Annotated in this window: 24 protein-coding genes; 16 read left to right on the top strand and 8 right to left on the bottom strand. The window is 72.8% G+C overall.

Translation table 11 applies throughout. The annotated features are described in order from the left end of the window. The first annotated feature begins 76 nt into the window (after nucleotides 1-76). From WFH25_RS03435 to WFH25_RS03445, 3 genes are read left to right on the top strand one after another with little or no spacing between them, the layout of a single operon-like run. A complete protein-coding gene (locus WFH25_RS03435) occupies nucleotides 77-1,492 on the top strand; it encodes a hypothetical protein (RefSeq protein WP_336696823.1) in 1,416 nt (471 codons plus the stop codon). 39 nt (nucleotides 1,493-1,531) lie between these two features. After that, nucleotides 1,532-3,496 (top strand): M13 family metallopeptidase, encoded by a 1,965-nt coding sequence (locus WFH25_RS03440; RefSeq protein ID WP_071302219.1) that lies wholly within the window; start codon nucleotides 1,532-1,534, stop codon nucleotides 3,494-3,496. Then, nucleotides 3,496-4,452: a serine hydrolase gene (locus WFH25_RS03445; protein WP_336696824.1), complete on the top strand. Its 957-nt coding sequence runs from the start codon at nucleotides 3,496-3,498 to the stop codon at nucleotides 4,450-4,452. Before WFH25_RS03440 ends, WFH25_RS03445 begins: the two co-directional genes overlap by 1 nt. Before the next feature lie 78 nt (nucleotides 4,453-4,530). Here WFH25_RS03445 and WFH25_RS03450 read toward each other — a convergent pair whose 3' ends face one another. Together WFH25_RS03450 and WFH25_RS03455 are read right to left on the bottom strand one after the other, a co-directional pair. After that, a complete protein-coding gene (locus WFH25_RS03450) occupies nucleotides 4,531-4,947 on the bottom strand; it encodes a GNAT family N-acetyltransferase (protein ID WP_336696825.1) in 417 nt (138 codons plus the stop codon). Nucleotides 4,948-4,966: 19 nt separating this feature from the next. Next, the gene (locus WFH25_RS03455) at nucleotides 4,967-5,659 is read right to left on the bottom strand and encodes a DUF4232 domain-containing protein (RefSeq protein ID WP_336696826.1); all 693 of its coding nucleotides are present in this window, start codon (nucleotides 5,657-5,659) and stop codon (nucleotides 4,967-4,969) included. A 103-nt stretch (nucleotides 5,660-5,762) separates the two neighbouring features. Between WFH25_RS03455 and WFH25_RS03460 the strand changes: the two genes are divergently transcribed. Further along, nucleotides 5,763-6,038, top strand: a complete 276-nt coding sequence (locus WFH25_RS03460) for a hypothetical protein (RefSeq protein ID WP_071294322.1) — start codon at nucleotides 5,763-5,765, stop codon at nucleotides 6,036-6,038. Between the two features lies 1 nt (nucleotide 6,039). On the opposite strand, the gene WFH25_RS03465 is transcribed toward WFH25_RS03460, so the two are convergent. Continuing rightward, nucleotides 6,040-6,471, bottom strand: a complete 432-nt coding sequence (locus WFH25_RS03465) for an NUDIX hydrolase (RefSeq protein WP_302847771.1) — start codon at nucleotides 6,469-6,471, stop codon at nucleotides 6,040-6,042. Then, nucleotides 6,468-7,790, bottom strand: coding sequence for a glutamyl-tRNA reductase (locus tag WFH25_RS03470; RefSeq protein ID WP_309887226.1), 1,323 nt, complete (start codon nucleotides 7,788-7,790; stop codon nucleotides 6,468-6,470). Before WFH25_RS03470 ends, WFH25_RS03465 begins: the two co-directional genes overlap by 4 nt. Before the next feature lie 90 nt (nucleotides 7,791-7,880). Here WFH25_RS03470 and hemE point away from each other — a divergent pair, with 90 nt between their 5' ends. The 12 genes from hemE to WFH25_RS03530 all read left to right on the top strand — a co-directional run bounded on the left by hemE (nucleotide 7,881) and on the right by WFH25_RS03530 (nucleotide 18,419). Beyond that, on the top strand, nucleotides 7,881-9,005 hold the full coding sequence (hemE, locus tag WFH25_RS03475; RefSeq protein WP_336696827.1) for a uroporphyrinogen decarboxylase: 1,125 nt from the start codon (nucleotides 7,881-7,883) through the stop codon (nucleotides 9,003-9,005). Next, nucleotides 9,002-10,351 carry a protoporphyrinogen/coproporphyrinogen oxidase gene (locus WFH25_RS03480; RefSeq protein ID WP_336696828.1) on the top strand — a complete coding sequence of 450 codons (1,350 nt, stop codon included), beginning with the start codon at nucleotides 9,002-9,004 and terminating at the stop codon, nucleotides 10,349-10,351. The genes hemE and WFH25_RS03480 overlap by 4 nt, the downstream gene beginning before the upstream one ends. Before the next feature lie 98 nt (nucleotides 10,352-10,449). Further along, nucleotides 10,450-10,704 (top strand): hypothetical protein, encoded by a 255-nt coding sequence (locus tag WFH25_RS03485; protein ID WP_070417359.1) that lies wholly within the window; start codon nucleotides 10,450-10,452, stop codon nucleotides 10,702-10,704. After that, a complete protein-coding gene (locus tag WFH25_RS03490; RefSeq protein WP_071294325.1) occupies nucleotides 10,701-11,159 on the top strand; it encodes a phage holin family protein in 459 nt (152 codons plus the stop codon). The genes WFH25_RS03485 and WFH25_RS03490 overlap by 4 nt, the downstream gene beginning before the upstream one ends. A 43-nt stretch (nucleotides 11,160-11,202) precedes the next feature. Next, the gene (locus tag WFH25_RS03495) at nucleotides 11,203-11,433 is read left to right on the top strand and encodes a DUF3618 domain-containing protein (RefSeq protein ID WP_070417357.1); all 231 of its coding nucleotides are present in this window, start codon (nucleotides 11,203-11,205) and stop codon (nucleotides 11,431-11,433) included. A gap of 57 nt (nucleotides 11,434-11,490) precedes the next feature. Further along, nucleotides 11,491-12,216 (top strand): hydrogen peroxide-dependent heme synthase, encoded by a 726-nt coding sequence (gene hemQ / locus WFH25_RS03500; RefSeq protein ID WP_336696830.1) that lies wholly within the window; start codon nucleotides 11,491-11,493, stop codon nucleotides 12,214-12,216. Then, complete coding sequence (locus WFH25_RS03505; RefSeq protein ID WP_442892396.1) at nucleotides 12,213-13,448, top strand: ferrochelatase; 1,236 nt, start codon at nucleotides 12,213-12,215, stop codon at nucleotides 13,446-13,448. The genes hemQ and WFH25_RS03505 overlap by 4 nt, the downstream gene beginning before the upstream one ends. Beyond that, nucleotides 13,445-14,431: a hydroxymethylbilane synthase gene (gene hemC / locus WFH25_RS03510; protein WP_336696831.1), complete on the top strand. Its 987-nt coding sequence runs from the start codon at nucleotides 13,445-13,447 to the stop codon at nucleotides 14,429-14,431. The genes WFH25_RS03505 and hemC overlap by 4 nt, the downstream gene beginning before the upstream one ends. Before the next feature lie 477 nt (nucleotides 14,432-14,908). Further along, nucleotides 14,909-15,466, top strand: coding sequence for a uroporphyrinogen-III synthase (locus tag WFH25_RS03515; protein ID WP_442892397.1), 558 nt, complete (start codon nucleotides 14,909-14,911; stop codon nucleotides 15,464-15,466). Between the two features lie 50 nt (nucleotides 15,467-15,516). Beyond that, nucleotides 15,517-16,518, top strand: a complete 1,002-nt coding sequence (gene hemB, locus WFH25_RS03520) for a porphobilinogen synthase (RefSeq protein ID WP_336696964.1) — start codon at nucleotides 15,517-15,519, stop codon at nucleotides 16,516-16,518. Beyond that, the gene (gene hemL / locus WFH25_RS03525; protein WP_229084576.1) at nucleotides 16,515-17,846 is read left to right on the top strand and encodes a glutamate-1-semialdehyde 2,1-aminomutase; all 1,332 of its coding nucleotides are present in this window, start codon (nucleotides 16,515-16,517) and stop codon (nucleotides 17,844-17,846) included. The genes hemB and hemL overlap by 4 nt, the downstream gene beginning before the upstream one ends. A gap of 99 nt (nucleotides 17,847-17,945) precedes the next feature. Further along, on the top strand, nucleotides 17,946-18,419 hold the full coding sequence (locus WFH25_RS03530) for a DIP1984 family protein (RefSeq protein WP_336696834.1): 474 nt from the start codon (nucleotides 17,946-17,948) through the stop codon (nucleotides 18,417-18,419). Nucleotides 18,420-18,654: 235 nt separating this feature from the next. On the opposite strand, the gene WFH25_RS03535 is transcribed toward WFH25_RS03530, so the two are convergent. From WFH25_RS03535 to WFH25_RS03550, 4 genes are all read right to left on the bottom strand, one after another. Further along, nucleotides 18,655-19,449 carry an ABC transporter ATP-binding protein gene (locus WFH25_RS03535; protein ID WP_261645791.1) on the bottom strand — a complete coding sequence of 265 codons (795 nt, stop codon included), beginning with the start codon at nucleotides 19,447-19,449 and terminating at the stop codon, nucleotides 18,655-18,657. A gap of 41 nt (nucleotides 19,450-19,490) precedes the next feature. Next, nucleotides 19,491-20,171, bottom strand: a complete 681-nt coding sequence (locus WFH25_RS03540) for a GntR family transcriptional regulator (RefSeq protein ID WP_070417351.1) — start codon at nucleotides 20,169-20,171, stop codon at nucleotides 19,491-19,493. An 80-nt stretch (nucleotides 20,172-20,251) separates the two neighbouring features. Beyond that, complete coding sequence (locus tag WFH25_RS03545) at nucleotides 20,252-21,229, bottom strand: MDR family oxidoreductase (protein ID WP_336696835.1); 978 nt, start codon at nucleotides 21,227-21,229, stop codon at nucleotides 20,252-20,254. Between the two features lie 56 nt (nucleotides 21,230-21,285). Next, complete coding sequence (locus tag WFH25_RS03550; protein ID WP_070419301.1) at nucleotides 21,286-22,314, bottom strand: 6-phosphofructokinase; 1,029 nt, start codon at nucleotides 22,312-22,314, stop codon at nucleotides 21,286-21,288. Nucleotides 22,315-22,448 lie beyond the last annotated feature (134 nt).

Genomic DNA, 22,448 nt, shown 5'->3' on the forward strand with positions numbered 1-22,448 from the left:
CGCTCGTGACGATCCCGCCGAGGATGTCCGTCGCTCCGTATATGGTGTGTGACGTACCACACGAGGAGCGCTGCCCATGTCGAAGTCCGTCCGATCCACCCCGCACCGGCGGATCGCCGCCTGGTGCGCCGCGCTCGCCGTGGCGTTCTCGCCCGTCGTCGGCCTGACCGGTGCCGTCGCCGCACCGGCCCACGAGCGGACGGCCTCCGCGGCGGACTTCACCGCGCAGGTCCGCTCGATCGAGCACGCCACCGGACGCGTCGAGCTGACCGGGACCGGACCCACGGGCGGCAGCGTCGCGATCGCGGTCGACGGCGCCGACACCGTCTGGACCGAGGTCCGCGACGGCGTGTGGAGCGCCGGACTCCGGGTCGGCCCCGGGCCCCGCGTGCTGCACGTGACGTCGCAGGTGACCGGCGAGACGGTCGACCTGCCCGTCGAGGTGCTCGGGCTGCTCCCGCCGACGTGGGTCCCGACGATCGATCCGTTCACCCGCACCATCACGCTCGAGGGCAGCGGGGTGAGCCGTCCGGCACGCTACGTCGTCACCGACGACGGCGAACCCGTCGCGGACGTCGTCGCCGAAGCCGGTGCGCCCTGGCGCGCGGTCCTGCGCGACCGCGCCCCCGGCCGACACGACATCGTGGTGGAGCGCGTGTTCGACGGCACGGTCAACGGCATCGGCCGGGACTCGTACGAGCTCTCCGGAGCGGCCGAGGTCGGCACCGCTTCGGCCTCCCGCGAGACCCGGCGCACCACCCTCGCCGGACGGGCGCCCGTCGGCACGACGCTCCGGTTCGCGGACGCGTCGGGGCCGGTCCTCGGTGCCGACGGTGAACCGGTCGTCGCCACCACCTCGACCGACACCACCTGGCGCGCGGAGCTGCCCTTCCCCGAGACCGTGCGGTTCCACCGGATCACGGTCACGACGTTCGACGACGGGACACCGATCGGGACGACGGACGCCCTCGTCACCGTGCCGATCGCGATCACCGGTTCGGTCGAGGAGCTCCCCGACGGCTCCGTGCGACTCTCCGGCACCGGCGAGCCCGGCGGCGTGGTGGCGCTCGAGACCGCGAGCGGGACGCCGGTGGACGGAGCCGGCGGCCGACCGATCACCGCCGCGATCGGTCGCGGCTGGGAACTCGTCGTCCCGCGCGCGACGCTGCCCGGGGACGTCGTGGTCGCCCGGCAGCGGGTGCAGGGGGTCGAGCAGGGTGCGCTCCGACTCGTGCTGCCGAGGCTCCCGGTCCGCCCCGCACCCGAGCACGGTCACGGCCCCGGCGCGGGTCCCGGCGTCTCCACCGGCAACCACCGGGCCGCACCGCAGGTCACCGCGGGCCGGATCACCGCCGTGCCCAGCGGGCGGCTCGCGTACACGGGTGAGGACCCCTCGGTGCCGCTCGGCGTCGCCGGGGTGCTCCTCGCAGCGGGGCTCGGCGGGCTCGCGGGAGCGCGGGCACTCGGGCGCCGGGGTGCCCACCGTGGCTGACACCGCTCGATCAGGGCGACGGTGGCTATCGTTGACCGCATGACCGACGTCGCAAGCACCTCCGGGATCCACACCGACGAGCTGGACGCCGCGGTCCGCCCGCAGGACGACCTGTACCGCCACGTGAACGGCTCGTGGATCGCATCGACGCCGATCCCCGACGACAAGGCACGGTACGGCTCGTTCACGGTGTTGGCCGAGGCCGCCGAGATCGCCGTGCGGGACATCATCGAGCGCTCCCAGCAGGCCGCGCCCGGCACCGAGGACCGCAAGGTCGGCGACCTCTTCACCTCCTTCACCGACGAGGACCGGCTCGAGGCCCTGGGCACCGCGCCGATCGAGCCCCTGCTCGCCGAGATCGCCGCCGTCGACTCGGTCGACGACGTCATCCGCATGGTCGGACGCTTCGAGCGCCTCGGCCTGCCGAGCTTCCTGCAGCTCTTCGTCGACAACGACCCGGGCGACCCGGAGTCCTACGTGGTCTTCCTCGAGCAGTCCGGCCTCGGGCTGCCCGACGAGTCGTACTACCGCGAGGACCGCTTCGCCGACATCCGCACGAAGTACCGCGAGTTCGTCGCCGCGATGTTCCCGCTCGCCGGCTTCGAGGACGGCGGCGACCGCACCGAGCACGTCATCGCCCTCGAGACCGCACTGGCGTCGAAGCACTGGGACAACGTCACCACCCGCGACAGCCAGAAGACCTACAACAAGCTGCCGTGGGCCGAGGTCGCGGCGCTCGCCGACGGCATCGACCTCCGCCTCTGGTGGGAAGCGATCGACGCACCGGCCGGCGCCTTCGAGACCGTCGTCGTCCGCGAACCGTCGTTCGTGACCGGTCTGGCGGAGCTGCTCCGCGACCAGCCGTTGGACGTCTGGAAGGACTGGCTGCGCTGGCAGGTGATCCGCGCCTCCGCGGCCTACCTGACGAGCGCCTTCTCGGCGACGAACTTCTCGTTCTACGGCACCGCGCTCACCGGTGCGCCCAAGCAGCGCGAGCGCTGGAAGCGCGGGGTCTCGCTGGTCGAGGGGGCCATGGGCGAGGCCGTCGGCCGCATCTACGTGCAGGAGCACTTCGACGAGACCTCGAAGGCGACGATGGACGACCTCGTCGCGAACCTGGTCGAGGCCTACCGGCAGAGCATCACCGCCCTCGACTGGATGACCGACGAGACGCGTGCTCGGGCCCTCGACAAGCTCGACAAGTTCACGCCGAAGATCGGGTACCCGGTCAAGTGGCGGGACTACTCCGCGCTGCCGGTGTCCGCCGACGACCTCATCGGCAACGTCCGCGCCGTCGCGAGCTTCCAGGTCGACCGCGAGCTCGGCAAGATCGGCAAGCCGATCGACCGCGACGAGTGGTTCATGACCCCGCAGACGATCAACGCGTACTACAACCCCGGGTTCAACGAGATCGTGTTCCCGGCGGCGATCCTGCAGTTCCCGTTCTTCGAGGCCGGGCGTGACGCCGCCGCGAACTACGGCGCGATCGGTGCCGTCATCGGGCACGAGATCGGGCACGGCTTCGACGACCAGGGCTCCCAGTACGACGGCGACGGCCGGCTCGAGAACTGGTGGACCGAGGCGGACCGCACCGCGTTCGAGGAGCGCACCAAGGCGCTCATCGCGCAGTACGACGCGCTCGTCCCGACCGAGGTCCCGGACGGCCACGTCAACGGCGCCCTGACGATCGGCGAGAACATCGGCGACCTCGGCGGGCTGTCGATCGCGTGGAAGGCGTACCTGCTGTCCCTCGACGGGCAGGAGCCGCCGGTGGTCGACGGCCTCACCGGTGCCGAGCGCTTCTTCCTCAGCTGGGCGCAGGCCTGGCGGATGGCGATCCGTCCGGAGGAAGCCGCCCGTCTGCTGAGCATCGACCCGCACTCGCCGACCGAGTTCCGCTGCAACCAGGTGGTCCGCAACATCGACGTCTACTACGACACCTTCGGCGTGACCGAGCGGGACGCGATGTACCTCGACCCGGCCGAGCGCGTCTCGATCTGGTGATGGCCGAGCCGGACGCGGCTCCGTCGTCGGAGTCGGGAGCGGCTCGCCGGTCGCGGCGACGGCAGCACGCCGGCGGGGCCGACGGGCGTGCGCGCGGGCGGCACCGCGGTGGTGCCGACAACCGGTTCGCCGCGACGCTGCAGGCGCTCGGCGCCATCGCACGGGACGGCGCGTCTGTCAGTGCCTCGGTGATCGACACCTCGACGGGCAAGGCCCTGCTGGCCGTGGACGACACGCTCGTCCAACCGGTGGCGAGCCTCGGCCGCGTGCTGCTCCTCGTCGAGGTCGCGGCGCGGCTCGAGGACGGCGGGCTGCACGGGGACCGGCTGCAGCGCATGGCGCGCGACACCGCGACCGGTGCCGGGCTCTGGCAGTTCCTGCAGGAGCCGACCATGCAGGTGTCCGACCTGGCGACCCTCGTCGGTGCCGGTGCGGACGCCTGGGCGATGAACGCGCTGCTCTCGACCGTCGGGATCGACGCCGTCCGCGAGCGCGCCGAGTCGCTCGGGATCGAACGGACCGCCCTCATCGACCGGGTGCGGGACCGTCGCGGGCCGGACGACGCTCCGGACGCCTCGGTCGCGCCGACGGGCGAGCTCGCCTGGCTCATGCGGGGCCTGGCACTCGGCGAGGTCGTCGACGAGGCGGTGTCGAACCGGGTGCTCGGATGGCTGTCCCTCGCGTCCGACCTCAGCCTCGTCGCGGGGTCGTTCGGGCTGGACCCGCTCGCGCACCGCGCACTGGACCACGGGTTGCAGGTCGTCTCGGCGACCGGGTCGAGCACGGGCGTGCGGGCCGAGGCCGGGATCCTGCGCGGGCCCGGGTCGTCGGTGAGCTACGCCGTCACGGTGACGTTCGACGACGACTCGCTGCAGCGGCGGCTGGCGGTCATCGACGCCCTGCGGACGATGGGCACCGAGGTGCTCGAGACCGTGCACGAGCCCGCGGCCCGCTGAGCGTACCCTCACGCTCGTGACCAAGTACCTGATCTCCTTCGACGAGGGCACGATGGTGTTCCCCGTGGCCGACTCCGGTCAGCGGAGCAGGACGAACGAGCGGAGCGGAGTCGGCACGACGTCGTGCACCTCGACGAAGCCCCGCGACTCGTAGAACGCCCGCTGCCCCGGTTCGGCATCGGTCGTCAGCACGGTCTGGCGCACGTGTGCGTACCGCTCGAGGACGCCGTCGAGCAGGGCCCCGCCGATGCCGGCCCGGTGGTGCTCGGGTGCGACGAGGACGTCCTGCACGTACACGATCGCCACGCCGTCGGACACGGTCCGGACCATCCCGACGAGCGAGCCCGTCGCGTCCCGGGCGGTCAGCACGAGGTGGGACCCGAGGACCGCGGCGACGAGGGTCTCCGGGTCCCGCGTGTACGCCGTCCACCCGACGTCGCGGTACAGCGCCAGGAGTTCGTCCCCGCCCGGTCGTTCCTCCGCGATCACCACCACGGTCCCATCGTGGCAGACGTCAGTCGGCGGCCTGCCCCGCGGGGACGAAGGCCTGCACGTCGAGCTCCGTCACGTCCTCCGACCGGCACGCGGCGAACGCGGTGTACGGGACGAACAGGGACTCCTTCGACCCGGGCGGGTACACCCGGAAGCCGTCTGGCGAGGTGGGGTCGCACGTCGACTCCGGGTAGTTCTCCGAGTTCGTGACCTTGAGCGGTGCCACGGCCTCCTGCCCGGAGGCCAGCGTGACGGTCGGGTGGGGTGCCGCACGGTCGAGCGTCGCCGCGTTGCCGATCTGCGTGCCGTTCGTGTCGCCGACGAAGGACACCCCCGGCCAGCCCTGCAGCGTGCAGGTCGACGACCCGGTGTTCCGCAGGACGAGGTGGACGTACGTGCTCCCGGCAGCGCCACCGCTGCCGGCCTCGATGCTCCCCGCGAGCGAGGACGTCGCGCACGCCGAGGACCCTGCACCCGAGGAACCACCTGAGGAACCACCCGAGGAGCCGCCGGACGATCCGCCCGACGCGCTCGGCGACGACGCCGAGCCGGACGACGCGGACGAGGGCGTCGGTGCCGACGTCGGTGTCGCCGTGACGGTCTCCGTCGTCGTGGCCGACGGGGTCGTGGCGCCGCCCGACGAGCAGCCGGCGAGCAGACCGACGGCGACGATGCCGACGGCGACGAGCAGTGGGGAACCAGCGCGACGTTGCATGAGCCAACGCAACCACCGCCCCGGGGTACACGACTCGGGTGGCGCCCAGCCGCCCCGAGGACACTCCAGGGCACGCGCCAACGCACGAGCAACGGAGGTCGACATGGCAGGGAAGCACGAACAGGCACGCGGCGACGAGGGCCGGTCGGACGGCGTCGAGCCCCGTGCCGGGTCCTTCACGGACAGCGAGATCCCGGGCGAGCCCCCCGTGGCGTCGAACGAGCCCGCGGGCGAGTTCGTCTCGAGCGACATCCCCGGCGAGACCCGTCCCGAGGGCGGCGACGGCGAGGGCGAGTACGTCGAGTCGGACATCCCCGGCGAGGCCGAACCCACCCCGGACGGCGAGGTCGGGCACTACACCGACCGCGACCAGGTCTGACCTAGTCGATCAGCTCCGCCGCCACGAGGCGGCGGAGCGTCTCGACGCCCGCCGGCGGGCACCGGTCCGCGTCCGCGGAGGTGACCCACTCGACCTCGTCCACCTCTGCCGAGGCGACCGGCGTGGCGGAGTCGAGCGCGCCTCCTGGACGGACCAGGAACAGCGCCATCGCGACCATCGTGCCCGGGGCCTGCCCGTGCGCCGGCTCGGTGACGGTGCCGAACGGCTCGACGTCGTCGGCGGTCAGCCGCAGGCCGGTCTCCTCGAAGGCTTCGCGGACGACGGCCTCGACGTCGCTCTCGTGCGGCTCCGCCTTGCCCCCGGGGAGGTACAGGACGTCGCGCATCCGCGCGCGCACCATGAGCACGCGGCGGTCGCGCACCAGCAGCAGCGCACTGACACGCAGGGTCGCGGGGTGGCCCTGGAGGCTCAGCTCGCGTCCGCCTCGTCGGTGCGGTCGCGGTCGATCCGCTCGGGCGCGGTGCGCTCCGCGAGCGGCACCACCGGCGACGGCAGCTCCGCCTCGGGCTCGGGACGGACACCGAAGAGGGCGTCGAGCGCCCCGACGAACTCCTCGCCGCGACCGGCGCGACCGAGTTCGCGAGCGCGCACCGAGGGACGGTGGAGCAGGACGCCGACGAGGTGCCGCAGGGCGCGCTCGGTCTGCTCGGCCGAGGCGTCGTCGCCGTCCGCACGACGCTTGGCGCGGTCGATCTCGTCGTCGAGGATGTCGAAGACGTGCTTGCGGAAGGCCACGAGCGCGGGCGTCGTCGACTGCTCGAGGGCCTGGGCGCGGAAGCGGGACACGGCGTCCTCGACCATCGCGCGGGCCTCGGACTCGGCGTTCAGCTCGGCGATCGGGGCGTGGATGCTGATGGTCTCGAGGTCGAGCAGTTCGACGCCGTCGACGTCGGCCGCGTCGGGGTCCACGTTGCGGGGGAGTCCGAGGTCGATGACGATGCGCCGGACGCCGTCGTCGAGGTCGGCCGGTTCGACGACGGGGACCTCGCTCGAGGTGCAGGTGATCACGACGTCGCTCGAGCCGATGGCCTGGCGGAGGTCGTGCGCGGCGACGAGGTCGTGCTTCGCGGCGAACCACGGTGCCCGGCCGGAGGGGGAGAAGACCTGGATGGTGTCGGCGCCGCGGTCGCGCAGGGCGGCGATGGTCGTCGCGGCGTAGCTACCGGTGCCGATCAGGAGCACGCGGGTCCGGCCCCAGTCGGTCACGCGGGAGGACGCGAGCTCGAGGCCGAGCCGCACGAGCGACCGGCCGGCGGCGCCGATGCGGGTGCGGGTCTTGACGCCGCGGGAGGTGTGCGCGGCTTCCTGGAAGAGCCGCTCGAGGTCCGAGGTGGTGGTGCCGTTCGAGCGGGCGTCCTCGAGCGAGCGGCGGACCTGCCCGGAGATCTCGGTCTCGCCGACGACGACGGACTCGAGGCCGCTCGACACGGCGAAGAGGTGCTGGACGACGTCCTTGCCGCCGAGGACGTTGACGGACTCGAGGACCTCGGCGGGGTCGAGGTCGCTCGCGGCGGCGACGGCGTCGACGGTGGCCGAGACGGCGGAGTCGCGGTCGTCGCCGGCGATGTCGAGGTAGGCCTCGAAGCGGTTGCACGTGGCGAGGACGACGGCCCCGTCCAGCACGTCGGAGTCCGTGACGAGACGGCTCGCGGCGGTCGGTGCGCCGATGCTCAGTCGCTCCAGGAGATCGAAGCTGGCGTTGCGATGCGACGCCGTGAGACAGATGAGCACGTCTTCCATGGTAACTCGCGTTGCGCCCGGCTCCCGTTCCCATCGTGCGTGCTCGGGATACGTTCCGTTCGCCGATGGGAGAATCGTGCGGTGACCGACGCATCCTCGACCGCCCTCCCCGCCTCGCACCCGCTCGTCTCCGGGCGGACGTCGGGCTCGCCCCTCGTCCGGGCACTCCGCGGCGACCGGCCGGAGACCCTGCCGGTGTGGTTCATGCGTCAGGCCGGCCGGTCCCTGCCGGAGTACCGCGAACTGCGCGTCGGCACGGCCATGCTCGACGCCTGCCTCGACCCGGCGATGGCGTCGGAGATCACGCTGCAGCCGGTCCGTCGGCACGGGGTCGACGCCGGCATCTTCTTCAGCGACATCGTCGTGCCGATCAAGCTCGCGGGCGTCGACGTCGAGATCGTCCCCGGACGCGGGCCGGTGCTGGCGTCCCCGATCCGCACCCCGGCCGACGTCGACGCGCTGGGCCAGCTCGACGCGACTGCCCTCGCCCCGATCACGGACGCCGTGGCGCGCACGGTCGAGCAGCTCGGCGACACCCCGCTCATCGGGTTCGCCGGGGCACCCTTCACGCTCGCGGCCTACCTGGTCGAGGGCGGACCGTCGAAGGACCACATCCGCGCCCGGACGCTCATGCACTCGGACCCGGAGACCTGGTCGCGCCTGCTCGCCTGGGCCGCCGGGGTGTCGGGGGCGTTCCTCCGGGCCCAGGTTCTCGCCGGGGCCTCCGCCGCACAGCTGTTCGACTCGTGGGTGGGCTCGCTCTCCCGCGAGGACTACGTCACCCGCGTCGCACCGCACTCGGCCGACGCCCTGGCCCACGTCGCCGACCTCGGCGTCCCGCGCATCCACTTCGGCGTCGGCAGCGGCGAGGTCCTGCGCGACATGACGACCTTCGGCACGGACCGGGTCGGCGTCGACGCGGTCGGCGTCGACTGGCGGCTGCCGCTCGACGAGGCCGTGCGCCGGGTCGGCACCGGGGTCACCGTGCAGGGCAACATCGACCCGGCGATGCTCTCCGCCCCGTGGGAGGTGCTCGAGGCCCACGTGCGCGACGTCGTCCGCCGCGGTGGTGCGGCCCGGGCGCACGTCGTCAACCTCGGGCACGGTGTGCCGCCGGAGACCGATCCGACCGTGCTCACCCGCATCGTGTCCCTCGTCCACGAGCTCGGGGACGGGACGGCCGCGGCGACCGGAGCGCGGGCGTGACCGACGTCGTCGTGGTCGGCGGCGGGGTCGCCGGACTCGTCGCGGCGCGGGACCTGGCGAAGGGCGGCGCGCACGTCGTCCTCGTCGAGGGCTCCGGCGTGCTCGGCGGCATGGTCCGTCGGCACACCGTCGCGGGACTCGACCTCGACATGGCGGCGGACTCGTTCGCGACCCGCAACGACGCCGTCGGCCGGCTGGCGATCGAACTCGGCCTCGGCAACGAGGTCACCACGCCGGACCCGCGCGGTGCGTGGCTGATGACCCGCGACGGCCGGACGTCCCCGATCCCGCAGACCGGACTGCTCGGGATCCCGGGGAGCCCGATGGCGGCCGACGTCCTCGCGGTGGTCGGGCAGAAGGCCGCGCTCCGGGCGCAGATGGACTCCCTGCTGCCGTCCCTGGTCGGGTCGAAGGCGCCGTCGCTCGGTGAGCTGGTCCGGAAGCGCATGGGCGAGCAGGTCCTCGACGACCTGGTGGTGCCGATCGTCGCCGGCGTGCACTCGACGCACCCGGACGACCTCGACCCGGACCGGGTGGCTCCCGGGCTCCGGGCGGCGCTGCTGCGCGAGGGGTCCCTCGCCCGCGCGGTCCTCGCCCTCCGTGCCCGCGCGACGGCCGGGTCCGCCGTGCAGGGCATCCGCGGCGGCACCGTGCGGCTCGTCGACGAGCTCGTGGCCGACATGGAGACCTACCGGGTCGACGTCCGCCTGCACACCCGGGCCACCGCGATCGAGGAGCACGCGGTCGAGGTCCGCACCGACGACGGCGAGACCGAGCGACTGGTGGCCGAGCACGTCCTCGCGTCGACGGCGGACCCCGCCCGCACGGCCGGACCCGTGCGCACGGGCATCGAGCTCGTGACGCTCGTGGTCGACCAGCACGAACTCGACGCGGCGCCGCGCGGTACCGGGATGCTCGTGCACCCGGACGCACCCGGGGTCCGGGCGAAGGCGATCACGCACGCGACGGTGAAGTGGCCGTGGCTGGCCGAGGCGGCCGGGGGCCGGCACGTCCTGCGGCTGAGCTACGCGACGACGGACGCGGGGGTCGCGGCGACCACCCCTGGAGCCGTGGCCGACGCGGTCGAGACCGGGAGGAGCCTCCCGGTCGACCCGTACGACGCGATCGGTACCCGCGCCGCTCAGGACGCCTCCGCCCTGCTCGGCGTGCCGATCGCGCCGTCCGCCGTGGTCGGTGCCGCACGTGTCCGGTGGCACGGGCCGGACACGACCGCCGCGGGGCTCGCCGACGGGGTCGTCGGGATCGGCGAGGCGTCGACGGGCCGGGGGCTGGCCGGCATCGTCGCGGCCGCACGGACCGCCGCTGAGCACATCCTGGATTCCTGAGCGGACCGCACACTGGGAGAGGGCTACTGTTGCAGGAACGCCGGACGTATTCCGTTCGGCGCATGACCACGCACACTGACCCAACGGAGGAATCGCACATGCGAGGCAAGCTCCTGTTCGTCGCCGGCGCCGCTCTCGGGTACGTCCTGGGATCGCGAGCCGGACGGGCGCGGTACGAGCAGATCAAGACCGTCAGCGGCAAGATCTGGAACAGCAACGGCGTCCAGAAGGGCGTCCACGTCGCCGAGGAATTCATCGCCGACAAGACCCCCGACGTCGCCGAGTTCGTCGGTGAGCAGACGAAGAAGGTCGTCCGCAAGGTCGGGCAGAAGAAGGACAGCCAGGCCTCATGACAGACACCCGCGACCGCAAGCCGCGTTCGCTGTTCGGCCTGGTCGGCGACGTCCCCAAGCTCGTCAAGGAGCTGGTGACGGGTGAGCTGAACCTGCTCAAGGCCGAGATGCTGACGAAAGCGAAGATCTTCGGCCTCGCCGCGGGTCTGCTCGTGGGCGCGCTCGTCATCGTCCTCTACGCGATCGGCGTGCTGCTGACCGCCGCCGTCATGGGGCTCGCGACCGTGATGCCCGCGTGGCTCGCAGCACTCGTGATCGCCGTCGTGATGCTCATCGTCGCCGGCATCCTCGGCCTGCTCGGCTGGAAGCGCCTGAAGAAGGGGCTCCCGATCACGCCGAAGCGCACCATCGACAGCGTGAAGAACGACGTCAACGCGGTGAAGGGCCTCGGCAAGAAGCCGACCCCGCCGACCCAGTACGGCACCCGCAAGCCCGACGTCGGCGGCCGCTTCTAGCGACGACCGCCCCGTCCACCACCCCACACCCCGGAGGACCCACGTGACCGATCAGCACGACGACCTGGCCGACCGCGTCGCGTCGACCCGCGCCCAGCTGTTCGACACCCTCGACGCGATCGAGGACAAGCTCAACGTCCCGAAGCAGATCGGCATCGCCGCGTCGAAGGTCAAGCGCGGGATCGACGAGAAGCCGGTGCCGTACCTGGCCGGGCTCGCAGCGGGCGTGGCAGTGGTCGGGGGTATCGTCGTAGCGGTGCTCCGACGGCGGTAGCGCTCGCCGTCGAAAGGGGAGCGGCGTCACCTTTGTGACCGATAGGACAATGGACACATGAGTTCCACCGTGCCCACGCACGACGCACACGAGACCTCCCCCGACGGCATCGACCCCAACATGCTGACGGCCTACGGCCTGTGGGCCGTCTTCCGCCGTCCGCTCGGGCCGATCCACACGGTCGGCGACGACGCGGTGGCCGAGCTCGACGCCGTCATCGCCGCCGCTGCCGAGCGCGGCGTGACCATCCGCGGCTTCTACGACGTGTCCGGCTTCCGCGCCGACGCCGACGTCATGGTCTGGCTGCACGGCGACGACGCGCAGGCGATCCAGGCGGTGCTCCGCGAGATCCGCCGCACGGCGCTCTTCCAGGACGCCGAGCCGGTGTGGCACGCCATGGCGATGCACCGCGAAGCCGAGTTCAACAAGCGGCACACGCCCGCCTTCCTGCGCGGCAAGGAGCCAGAGGCCTGGATCACGGTCTACCCGTTCGTCCGGTCCTACGAGTGGTACCTCCTGCCGGAAGAAGAGCGCTCGAAGATGCTCCGCGACCACGGCATCGCCGGCGCGAAGTACCGCCGCGTGCTGACGAACACGATCGCCACCTTCGCGCTGAGCGACTACGAGTGGATCCTGCCGCTCGAGAGCCCGGACCTCGTCGACCTGGTCGACCTCATGCGCGACCTGCGCTACACCGAAGCCCGCATGCACGTGCGGGAAGAGGTGCCCTTCTTCACCGGTCGTCGCGTGACGACCACCGAGCTGCCGGAGGTGCTCTCGTGACCGACACCAGCATGATCACGAACGGTCAGGCCGTCCTCGCCGCGACCCCCGCGGCCGCCGACGGTCCCGAGCACGTCGAGGTCCCGGTCGCGTACGACGCGATCCTGCTCGCCGGCTTCGGCGGACCCGAGGGCCAGGACGACGTCATCCCGTTCCTGCGCAACGTCACCCGGGGCCGCGGCATCCCGGACGAACGCCTCGAAGAGGTCGCCCACCACTACCGGCACTTCGGCGGCGTCAGCCCGATCAACGCGCAGAACCGTGCGCTCAAGGCCGCGCTCGAGGCCGAGCTGGCCTCGCGCGGCATCGACATGCCGGTCCTCTGGGGCAACCGCAACTGGGAGCCCTACCTCGAAGAGGCCTTCACCGAGGCGGCCGACAAGGGCTACAACAAGCTCATCGCGATCGCCACGAGCGCCTACTCGTCGTTCTCGAGCTGCCGCCAGTACCGCGAGGACTACGCCCGCGTGCTGTCCGAGACCGGTCTGATCGACACCATCGAGATCGACAAGGTCCGGCAGTTCTTCGACCACCCGGGCTTCGTCCGCCCGTTCGTCGACGGCGTCCGTGACGGCATGGCGCGTGCGATCGCCGAGAACGACGGCCTCGACGTCGCGACCGAGCTGCACGTGCTGTTCTCGACGCACTCGATCCCGTCGACCGACGCCGCCAAGTCCGGCCCCGACTACCGGGGCTTCGACGAGCACGGCGCGTACGAGGCCCAGCACCTCGCCGTCGCGCAGGTCGTGCTCGACCAGGCGTGGGCGGAGCTGCTCGAGCAGCCCGAGCACGCGTCGCTCCGCGGCACGAGCACGCCGCCGTGGAAGCTCGTGTACCAGTCGCGCTCGGGCCCCCCGACGCAGCCGTGGCTCGAGCCCGACATCAACGACTACATGAACGAGGAGCTCAGGGGCGGCCAGACCCGTGCCGTGCTCATCGTCCCGCTCGGCTTCGTGAGCGACCACATGGAGGTCATGTGGGACCTCGACGAAGAGGCCACCGAGACCGCTCAGGAGCTCGGCTTCTGGTCGGTGCGCACGCAGACCCCGGGTGTCGACCCGGCCTACGTCTCCGGTCTGGTGGACCTCGTCCTCGAGCGTGTCAACGGCACCCCGACGAGCGAGCGCCCGCACCTGACCGACCTCGGTCCCTGGTACGACGTCTGCCGTCCGGGGTGCTGCGAGAACGTGCGCGCCGGGTTCAAGCCCGCCGCCGCCGGACTCGCCCCGTGACCGACGCGTCCGCGCCGACCGGCAGCCCCGACGGCCCGACCCCGATCCGGCTCGGCACCCGTGCCAGCCGGCTCGCGGTCGCCCAGTCGCAGGACGTCGCCGACCGCTTGGCGACGGCGTCCGGTCGACCGGTCGAGCTCGTCACGGTCACGAGCGAGGGCGACACGAACCGCGCCTCGCTCGCGAGCCTCGGCGGCACGGGCGTGTTCGCCAGCGCGCTCCGCGAAGCACTCGTCGCGGGCGAGGTCGACGTCCTCGTGCACTCCCTCAAGGACCTCCCGACCGCGCCGTACCCGGGGCTGACGATCGCCGCGGTGCCGAAGCGTGCCGACGCCCGAGACGTCCTCGTCGCCCGGAACGCCGCGACCATCGAGACCCTGCCCGAGGGCGCGAAGGTCGGCACGGGTTCGCCCCGCCGCGTCGCGCAGCTCAAGGCCAAGCGGCCCGACCTCGACGTGGTGGACATCCGTGGGAACATCGACACCCGCCTCGGACGCGTGGACGACGACCTCGACGCGGTGGTCCTCGCGGCCGCCGGACTGACGCGCATCGACCGGCTCGACGCGGCGACCGAGCTGCTCGACCTCGGCTTCTGGCCGAGTGCCCCCGGGCAGGGAGCGCTCGCGATCGAGACCCGCGCGGACGAGACGGACCGGAACCTCCTCGCGGCCCTGCGGAAGATCGAGCACGCGCCGACCCGACTGACCGTGTCCGCCGAGCGCGAGGTGCTCGCGAAGCTCGAGGCCGGGTGCTCCGCCCCGATCGGTGCCACCGCGATCGTCGACGCCGAGATGCTCCTCGTCTCCGCGACGGTCTACCGGCCCGACGGCTCCGAGTACCGCACCGCATCGCACGCCGCCGTGCTCGACGGCTCCGCACAGGACCGCCTGACCGAGGCACTCAAGCTCGGTGGCCGGGTCGCCGCCGAACTGCTCGAGAACGGTGCGGCCGACCTGGCGGACCTCGCGACCCCGGCGGAGTAGGCGGTCGCCACGCACCCCGACGTCAGCACCGCGGACGCGGCACGACAGCCGGTCGTCCTGGTCCCGCGCGGCGGGGCGTGGGGTGACCGGGTCGCCGCGGCCGCTCGCGAGCGTGGGCTCGACCCGCTCGTCGTCCCGCTGATCGTCGACGCGGCACCCACGGATCGGTCCGCCCTCGAGGCTGCGGTCGACCGGTTGATCGCGTCCGGCGGGTCCAGGAGGCACGACGCACCACCGCCGGCCGGGTCCGGTCCGCCGTCGGCGAGCGGGCAAGACACGCCGTCGGCGAGTGGGCAGGACGCGCCGTCGGCCGGTCGGCGAGCGGGCGGAACCGGCCGCCCGGCCGCGTCGACCGGGCCGGATCGTGCCCATTCGGGACCCGCGACCGACGGCACCGCCCGCACCGGCGGCACCGCGCGTACCGGCGGCACCGACGGCACCGGCGGTACCGACGTGGCCGGGTACGCGTGGATGGTGGTGACCAGTGCGACGGCCGTGCGGGTGGTCGCGGAACGGGTGGCGCGCCTCCCGTCCGACCTGCGGGTGGCGGCGGTCGGCGAGCCGACCGCCCGTGCCGCGCGTGCTGCGGGCTGGGTCGTCGACCTGGTGCCGTCCGAGTCCTCGGGCGCCGCGCTCGCGCACGCGATGCCGGACACCTCCGGCACCGTCCTCTTCCCACGCTCGGACCTCGCTGCCCCGACCGTCGTCGACACCCTGCGCGCCCGCGGGATCGACGTGGACGACGTGGTCGCGTACCGTACCGTGGGGACCGGCGACGAGCCGGTCGTCCTCGACTCCCCGCCCGCTGCCGTGCTCGTGACGAGCGGCAGCATCGCTCGCGAGATCGCCCGGCGGATGACCCCGCTCGACCCCCGCACCGTGGTCGCGTGCATCGGACCCGGGACCGCTGCCGAAGCCCGCGCCGCCGGCCTGCCCGTGCACGCGGTCGCCCGGACCCGATCCGCAGAAGCCCTGCTCGACGCCGTCGTCGAGTCCCTGAACCCCACCGCCCCGAACAGGAAGGCACCGAAGTGACCGGCCGTTTCCCCCAGGTCCGCCCCCGACGACTCCGCGCGACCGGCGCGATGCGTCGACTCGTCGCCGAGACCCGGCTCCACCCCGCCGAGCTCGTGCTGCCGATGTTCATCCGCGAGGGGGCGACCGAGGCGATCGACATCACGAGCATGCCCGGGGTCCAGCAGCACTCGCTCGACTCGTTCCGCCGTGCCCTGCACGAGGCGGCGTCGGTCGGGATCGGCGGCGTGAACCTGTTCGGCGTGCCGACGTCGAAGGACGCGCAGGGATCCGGCGCGACCGACCCGGACGGCATCCTCAACGTCGCGATCCGCGTCGCGCGCGAGGAGGTCGGCGACGCCCTCGTCGTGCAGTCCGACCTGTGCCTCGACGAGTACACCGACCACGGGCACTGCGGCGTCCTGGCCGCGGACGGCTCGGTCGACAACGACGCCACACTCGAGCGGTACCGCGACATGGCGGTCGTGCAGGCCGAGGCCGGCGCCGAGCTCGTCTGCATGAGCGGCATGATGGACGGCCAGATCGCCGCCGCACGGGAAGCGTTGGACGCGGCCGGGCACAGCGGCACGGCGCTGCTGGCGTACGCGGCCAAGTACGCGAGTGCGTTCTACGGACCCTTCCGCGAGGCCGTCGACTCCTCGCTCGTGGGCGACCGCCGCACGTACCAGATCGACGCCGCGAACGGTCGGCAGGGCCTCCGCGAGGTCGAGCAGGACATCGCCGAGGGTGCCGACATCGTCATGGTGAAGCCGGCGATGAGCTACCTCGACGTGCTGGCCGAGACCGCACGCACCTCGCCGGTACCGGTCTGGGCGTACCAGATCTCCGGCGAGTACGCGATGATCACCGCAGCCGCGCAGAACGGCTGGATCGACCGCGACGCCGCGGCGATGGAGGCGCTCGTCGGCATCAAGCGCGCCGGCGCCGACGCGATCCTCACCTACTTCGCGGTCGACATCGCTCGCAAGCTCAACGAGGAGGCGGGACTCCGCACCTCCGGCAGCACCAGTGCCGTGGACGGCATCGCCTCGACCGGGAAGGCCCCAGAATGACCACGAACGACCAGCTCTTCGGCCGCGCGAAGAACAGCATCCCCGGCGGGGTCAACTCGCCGGTCCGGGCGTACGGCTCCGTCGGCGGGACGCCCCGCTTCCTGACGAGCGCGAAGGGCGCCTACGTCACCGACGCCGAGGGGCGTGAGTACGTCGACCTCGTCGCCTCGTGGGGGCCCGCGATCCTCGGGCACGCCCACCGTGCGACGGTCGAGGCCGTGCAGCAGGCGGCGGCGCGCGGGCTGAGCTTCGGGGCGTCGACCCCGGGGGAGACCGAACTCGCCGAGCTCGTGAAGCAGCGGGTGTCGGTGGACGGCGACGGCCCGATCGAGAAGCTCCGCATGGTGTCCACGGGCACCGAGGCGACGATGACCGCGATCCGGCTCGCCCGCGGGTACACCGGCCGCGACCTGCTCGTGAAGTTCGCCGGGCACTACCACGGGCACTCGGACTCCCTGCTGGCCGAGGCCGGTTCGGGGGTGGCCACGCTCGCGCTCCCCGGCAGTGCCGGCATCACCGCCGAGACCGCCGCGCAGACCCTGGTGCTGCCCTACAACGACCTCGATGCCGTCCGCCGCGCGTTCGACGAGCACTCCGAGCGCATCGCGGGCGTGATCGTCGAGGCAGCGGCCGCGAACATGGGCGTCCTCGCCCCCGAGCGTGGGTTCAACCGGGCCCTGGCGCAGATCGTGCAGGCGCACGGCGCGCTGCTCATCGTCGACGAGGTCCTGACCGGCTTCCGGGTGGGCTCCGCCGGGTGGTGGGGCCTCGAGGCGTCGAAGGTCGTGCCGGACGGCGCCGGGTGGAAGCCCGACCTCGTCACGTTCGGCAAGGTCATCGGCGGCGGCATGCCCCTCGCCGCACTCGGTGGTCGGCGCGAGGTCATGGACTACCTCGCCCCGCTCGGCCCCGTCTACCAGGCGGGCACGCTGTCGGGGAACCCGCTCGCGGTCGCCGCGGGCATCGCCACGCTCCGGGCCGCGACGCCCGAGGTCTACGCGCACCTCGACCGGACCGCGGCGACCATCGCGACGGCGACGAGCGACGCCCTGTCCGCCGAGGGCGTCGCCCACACCGTGCAGCACGCCGGCAACCTCTTCTCGTTCGCCTTCACCGAGACCGCCCCGCGGAACTACGACGACGTCCGAGCGCAGGAGGCGTTCCGGTACGCGCCGTTCTTCCACGCCATGCTCGACGCGGGGGTGACCCTGCCCCCGAGCGTCTTCGAGGCGTGGTTCGTCACGGCGGCGCACGACGACCGGGCCGTCGGACGGGTGCTCGACGCACTGCCGGCCGCGGCGAAGGCGGCCGCGCGCGCCACGGCGTGACGCCACCACCTGCCTGACGGCAGGCGCGGGTCGGGCCGGACCCGCGCCTCCCGTCCGCCGCACCCGGCGGTGTGCCGCGTGCGCTGGTTGGATGGCGACATGCAACTCGCCGAGGCCCTCATCGAGCGCGCCGACCTGCAGAAGCGCATCGAGCAGCTGCGCTCGCGGATCGCCGCCAACGCCCGCTACCAGGAGGGCGAGGAGCCCGACGAGGACGCGACGTCCCTGCTCGCCGAGGCCGAGCGGGCCGTCGACGACCTCGAGGTGCTGCTCGCCAGGATCAACGCGACGAACGCGTCCACCCGGCTGGCCTCGGGCGAGACCATCACGACGCTCCTCGCACGCCGGGACGCCCTGCGCCTCCGGCACGCGCTCGTGACCGGCGCCGCGGACGCGACCGCGGGAGGAGGTGGCGGGTACCGACAGCTCCGCAGCGAACTCCGCACGTTCGCCGCCCTGCCGACCGCGACGCTGCGGTCCCGGGCGGACGACCTCGCCAAGGAGCTCCGCGAGCTCGACGCGACCATCCAGCGCAGCAACTGGGAGGTGGCGCTCCTGGAGACGACGGACTGATCGGACGGGCGGTGCGTCGGTAGGCGGACCGGGGCGGGTACGGACCCGACGGACCGGCGGGCAAACCGGTCCTCATGTGGCGCAGTGGGCAGCGCCGTGGCGCGAGCCGGCACAACGCAGCCCAGCACCGCGCACCGGCGACGGGGCACGAGGCACCACGCATCACCGCGTACCGACCGGATCGCCGAGGGTGGGACAGGGGACAGCACCGCCCCGGAGTCCGGTGCGCCGCGGCTCAGGACGCGCGGCGAGCGGCCCAGCGCCCCTCGGCCCGGAGGATCGCGAGCGGGAAGTCGAAGGCGTGCGACACCGCCGAGGACGTGATGACCTCGTCCGAGGTGCCCTGGGCGACCGCGACGCCGTCGCGCAGCAGCATCGCGTGTGAGGTCGACGCGGGCAGGTCCTCGAGGTGGTGCGTCACCATCACGCTCCCGAGCTCGGGGTGCCGGTGGCGCAGGGCGTCGACGGTCTCGAGCAGGTGTTCGCGCGCGGCGACGTCGAGTCCGGTCGCCGGTTCGTCGAGCAGGAGCAGCTGCGGCTCGGACATGAGCGCCCGGGCGATGAGCGTCCGTCCGCGCTCGCCCTGCGACAGGACCGGCCAGCGGGCGTCCCGACGCGCCGTCAGCCCGACGTCGGCGATGTGCTGCTCGGCGGTGGCCACCTGCGCGGGCGTCGGCTCCCACCGCATCATGAGGTCGGTCGTGCCGGTGAGCCCGGTGAGCACGGTCTCGAGGACGGTCAGCGGCGAGAGCATCCGGTGGCGGGGGTCGACGTGCCCGATGTGCTCGCGGAGCTCCCGGACGTCGACGCGTCCGAGTCGCCGGCCGAGCAGTTCGACGGTGCCGGCCGTCGGGTGCCCGGTGGCGCCGAGGACCGCGAGCAGCGTCGACTTCCCGGCACCGTTCGGCCCGAGGAGCGCCCAGTGCTCCCCGCGCCGGACGGTCAGGTCGATGTCGTGCAGGAGGTCCCGGCCGGACCGGGTCACGCGGACCCCGGCCGCCCGGATGAGGACGTCGTCGTTGCTGCTCACGGGTCCATCGTGGCCCAGGCGGCCGGGGATCGCTGGACGGGTCAGCCGGCGGCGGCGGTCCCGGCGGCGCGGAGCTCGTCCGCCTGCTGCTCGGCGGTCGCGGTCAGTGCACGGATCGCGGCCGCGGCGGCGTCACCGTCACGCTTCGCGATGGCCGCACGCAGCGGGTCGACCGAGTGCTTGTAGTCCCAGAACTGCCACGCACCCTGGGCGAGCGAGAGGAACCGTGCACGGGGCAGGAGCGACTCGGCGAACTTGTCGAGCAGCTCGTTGTCGGCGGCGTCGACGAGCAGCGAGATGACCGTCTCGAGCTCGGCGTCCATGCGCTTGTCCTGCTGCTCGGAGTACGAGCGCACGGCTTCGAGGTGCTCGGTCAGCGCCTTGGCGGCGGAGGCGTCGAGCTTCGGCACGCCCCAGCGCGCAGCGAGTTCGACGAACCCGCCGAGGACCTGGGTGGTGTCGGCGGCCTGCTTGCCGGTCGGGGTGGCGACGCGGGTGTACCGGTTCGCCTCCATCTCGACCAGGCCGTAGTCGACGAGCTTGGCGATCGCCTCACGGATGGGGGTGCGACTGACCCCGAGCCACTGCACGAGCTCGTCGTCGTTGAGGCGCTCGCCCGCCTGGAGCGTGCCGTCCTGGATCGCGGCGAGCATCTTCTCGAGCACGACGTCGCGCAGGAGCTTCCGCGGCGAGTTCTCGACGGTGGACTTGGGTACCGGCATGCCGGACTCCTCACAGGCTCAGGTGTTCTGTACTCAAATCCTAACGTGTCAATATGCAAACGCTTGTGAAATCTTAGTATTCAGCGATCGACCGCGACGACCGTGCGTCCGTGGACGTTGCCGGCGACGACCTTGGGTCCGACGGCGATGGCCTCCTCGAGCCCGGCGACCCGCGTCACGCCCGCCAGGAGCGCCGGGTCGAGATCGGTGGCGAGCCGCTGCCACGCCTGCTGCCGGAGGGCCAGCGGGGCGTCGACGGAGTTGATGCCGAGCAGCGACACCGCCCGCAGGATGAAGGGCATCACCGAGGTCGGGAGCGCGGAGTCCTGCGCCAGGCCGCACGCCGTCACGGCCCCGCCCCACCGGGTGGCCGCGAGGACGTTCGCGAGGGTCGCACCCCCGACGCTGTCCACCGCGCCCGCCCAGTGCGCCCGCTGCATCGGCCGGCCGAGCTCGGACAGGGTCGCGCGGTCGATGACGTCGGTCGCGCCGAGTGCCCGGAGCGAGGCGTCGTTCGCGGCGCGTCCGGTCGAGGCCGTGACCTCGTACCCACGGGCGGCGAGCAGCGCGATCGCGACCGTGCCGACGCCGCCGGACGCACCCGTCACGAGGACGGGACCGCTGCCCGGCTCGACGAACCGTTCGAGTGCGAGCACGCTGAGCATCGCGGTGAACCCGGCGGTCCCGATCGCGGCCGCGAACGAGTCGTCGATCGAACCGGGCAGCACGACGAGCGACCCCGACGGCACCACCGCGTGCTCCGCCCAGCCGCCGTGCCGGGTCTCGCCGAGCCCGGCGCCGTTCACGACGACCCGGTCGCCGATCGCGACGTCGTGCACGCCTGGTCCGAGGGCCGAGACGGTGCCGACGACGTCGATGCCGGGCACGAGCGGGTCGACCCGCGCGACGCCGGGGTTCCGGGCGAGCGCCAGGCCGTCCTTGTAGTTGACGCTCGAGTACGTGACGTCGACGAGCACCTCGCCCTCGGTCGGGTCGGCGACGTCGACCTCGGTGACGGTGGGCGGGGCGGAACTGGAGACGAGGACTGCGCGGGTCACGCGTCGGACGCTACCCGCGCCTCCAGGACCACGACCGGCCGACCTGCGGACGCGTCTCAGCCGAACATGATGGCGGCCTCGTCGTACCGGGCCTGCGGCACGGTCTTCAGTTCGCCGAGCGCCTCCTCGAAGGAGACGTGCTCGATGTCGGTACCCCGGAGCGCCACCATGCGACCCCAGCGCTCCTCGACCACCGAGTCGATGGCCGCCAGGCCGAGCCGCGTCGAGAGGACCCGGTCGTACGCCGTCGGCGTGCCGCCGCGCTGGATGTGGCCGAGCGTGGTGGCCCGTGTCTCGATGCCCGTCATCTCCTCGATGAGCGGTGCGAGTCGCTCGCCGATCCCGCCGAGCCGCGGACGCCCGAACGCGTCGAGGCCGCGCTCGGTGTGTGCGTTGTCCTCGTGGTCGGGGACGAAGCCCTCGGCGACGACGACCAGCGGCGCCCGACCACGGTCGTAGGCCGCCCGGACCCACGCGGCGATCTGCTCCATGCTCGTCTTCTGCTCCGGGATGAGGATCGCGTGCGCACCCGCGGCCATGCCGGAGTGCAGGGCGATCCAGCCGACGTGCCGGCCCATGACCTCGGCGACCATGCAGCGCGAGTGCGACTCGCCCGTGGTGCGGAGGCGGTCCATGGCCTCGGTCGCGATCGCGACGGCGGTGTCGAAGCCGAACGTGTAGTCGGTCGCGCCGAGGTCGTTGTCGACGGTCTTCGGGACACCGACGATCTTCAGTCCGGCGTCCGTGAGGCGCTTCGCGGCGGCCAGCGTGCCCTCGCCGCCGATCGCGACGATAGCGTCGATGCCGTGCCGCTCGAGGGTGCGCTCGATGTTCTCGACGCCGCCGTTCGGGCCCTCGAAGGGGTTCGTCCGGCTCGTGCCGAGGATCGTGCCGCCCTGCTTGGCGATGCCCTGGATGTCCTTGCGGCCGAGCGGGACGATGTCGCCGTCGACCACGCCGCGCCACCCGTCGCGGAAGCCGACGAAGTCGTGTCCGTAGATCGCGATGCCCTTCAGCACGATGGCGCGGATGACCGCGTTCAGGCCAGGGCAGTCGCCTCCGGAGGTGAGGATGCCGATGCGCATGGGGAACTCCGTCGTCGGGGTGCAGTGGGACACGCCCATCATGACTGACGGTGGTTCCGCATTACCATCCTGCGTGTGTCCCTCGCCGTTCCGTCCTCCGCCGCTGGTGGCGTCGAGGGCGCCGCGGCGCGGGT

Origin of the sequence: Curtobacterium sp. USHLN213 (assembly GCF_037144815.1) — a bacterium.
Lineage (GTDB): Bacteria > Actinomycetota > Actinomycetes > Actinomycetales > Microbacteriaceae > Curtobacterium.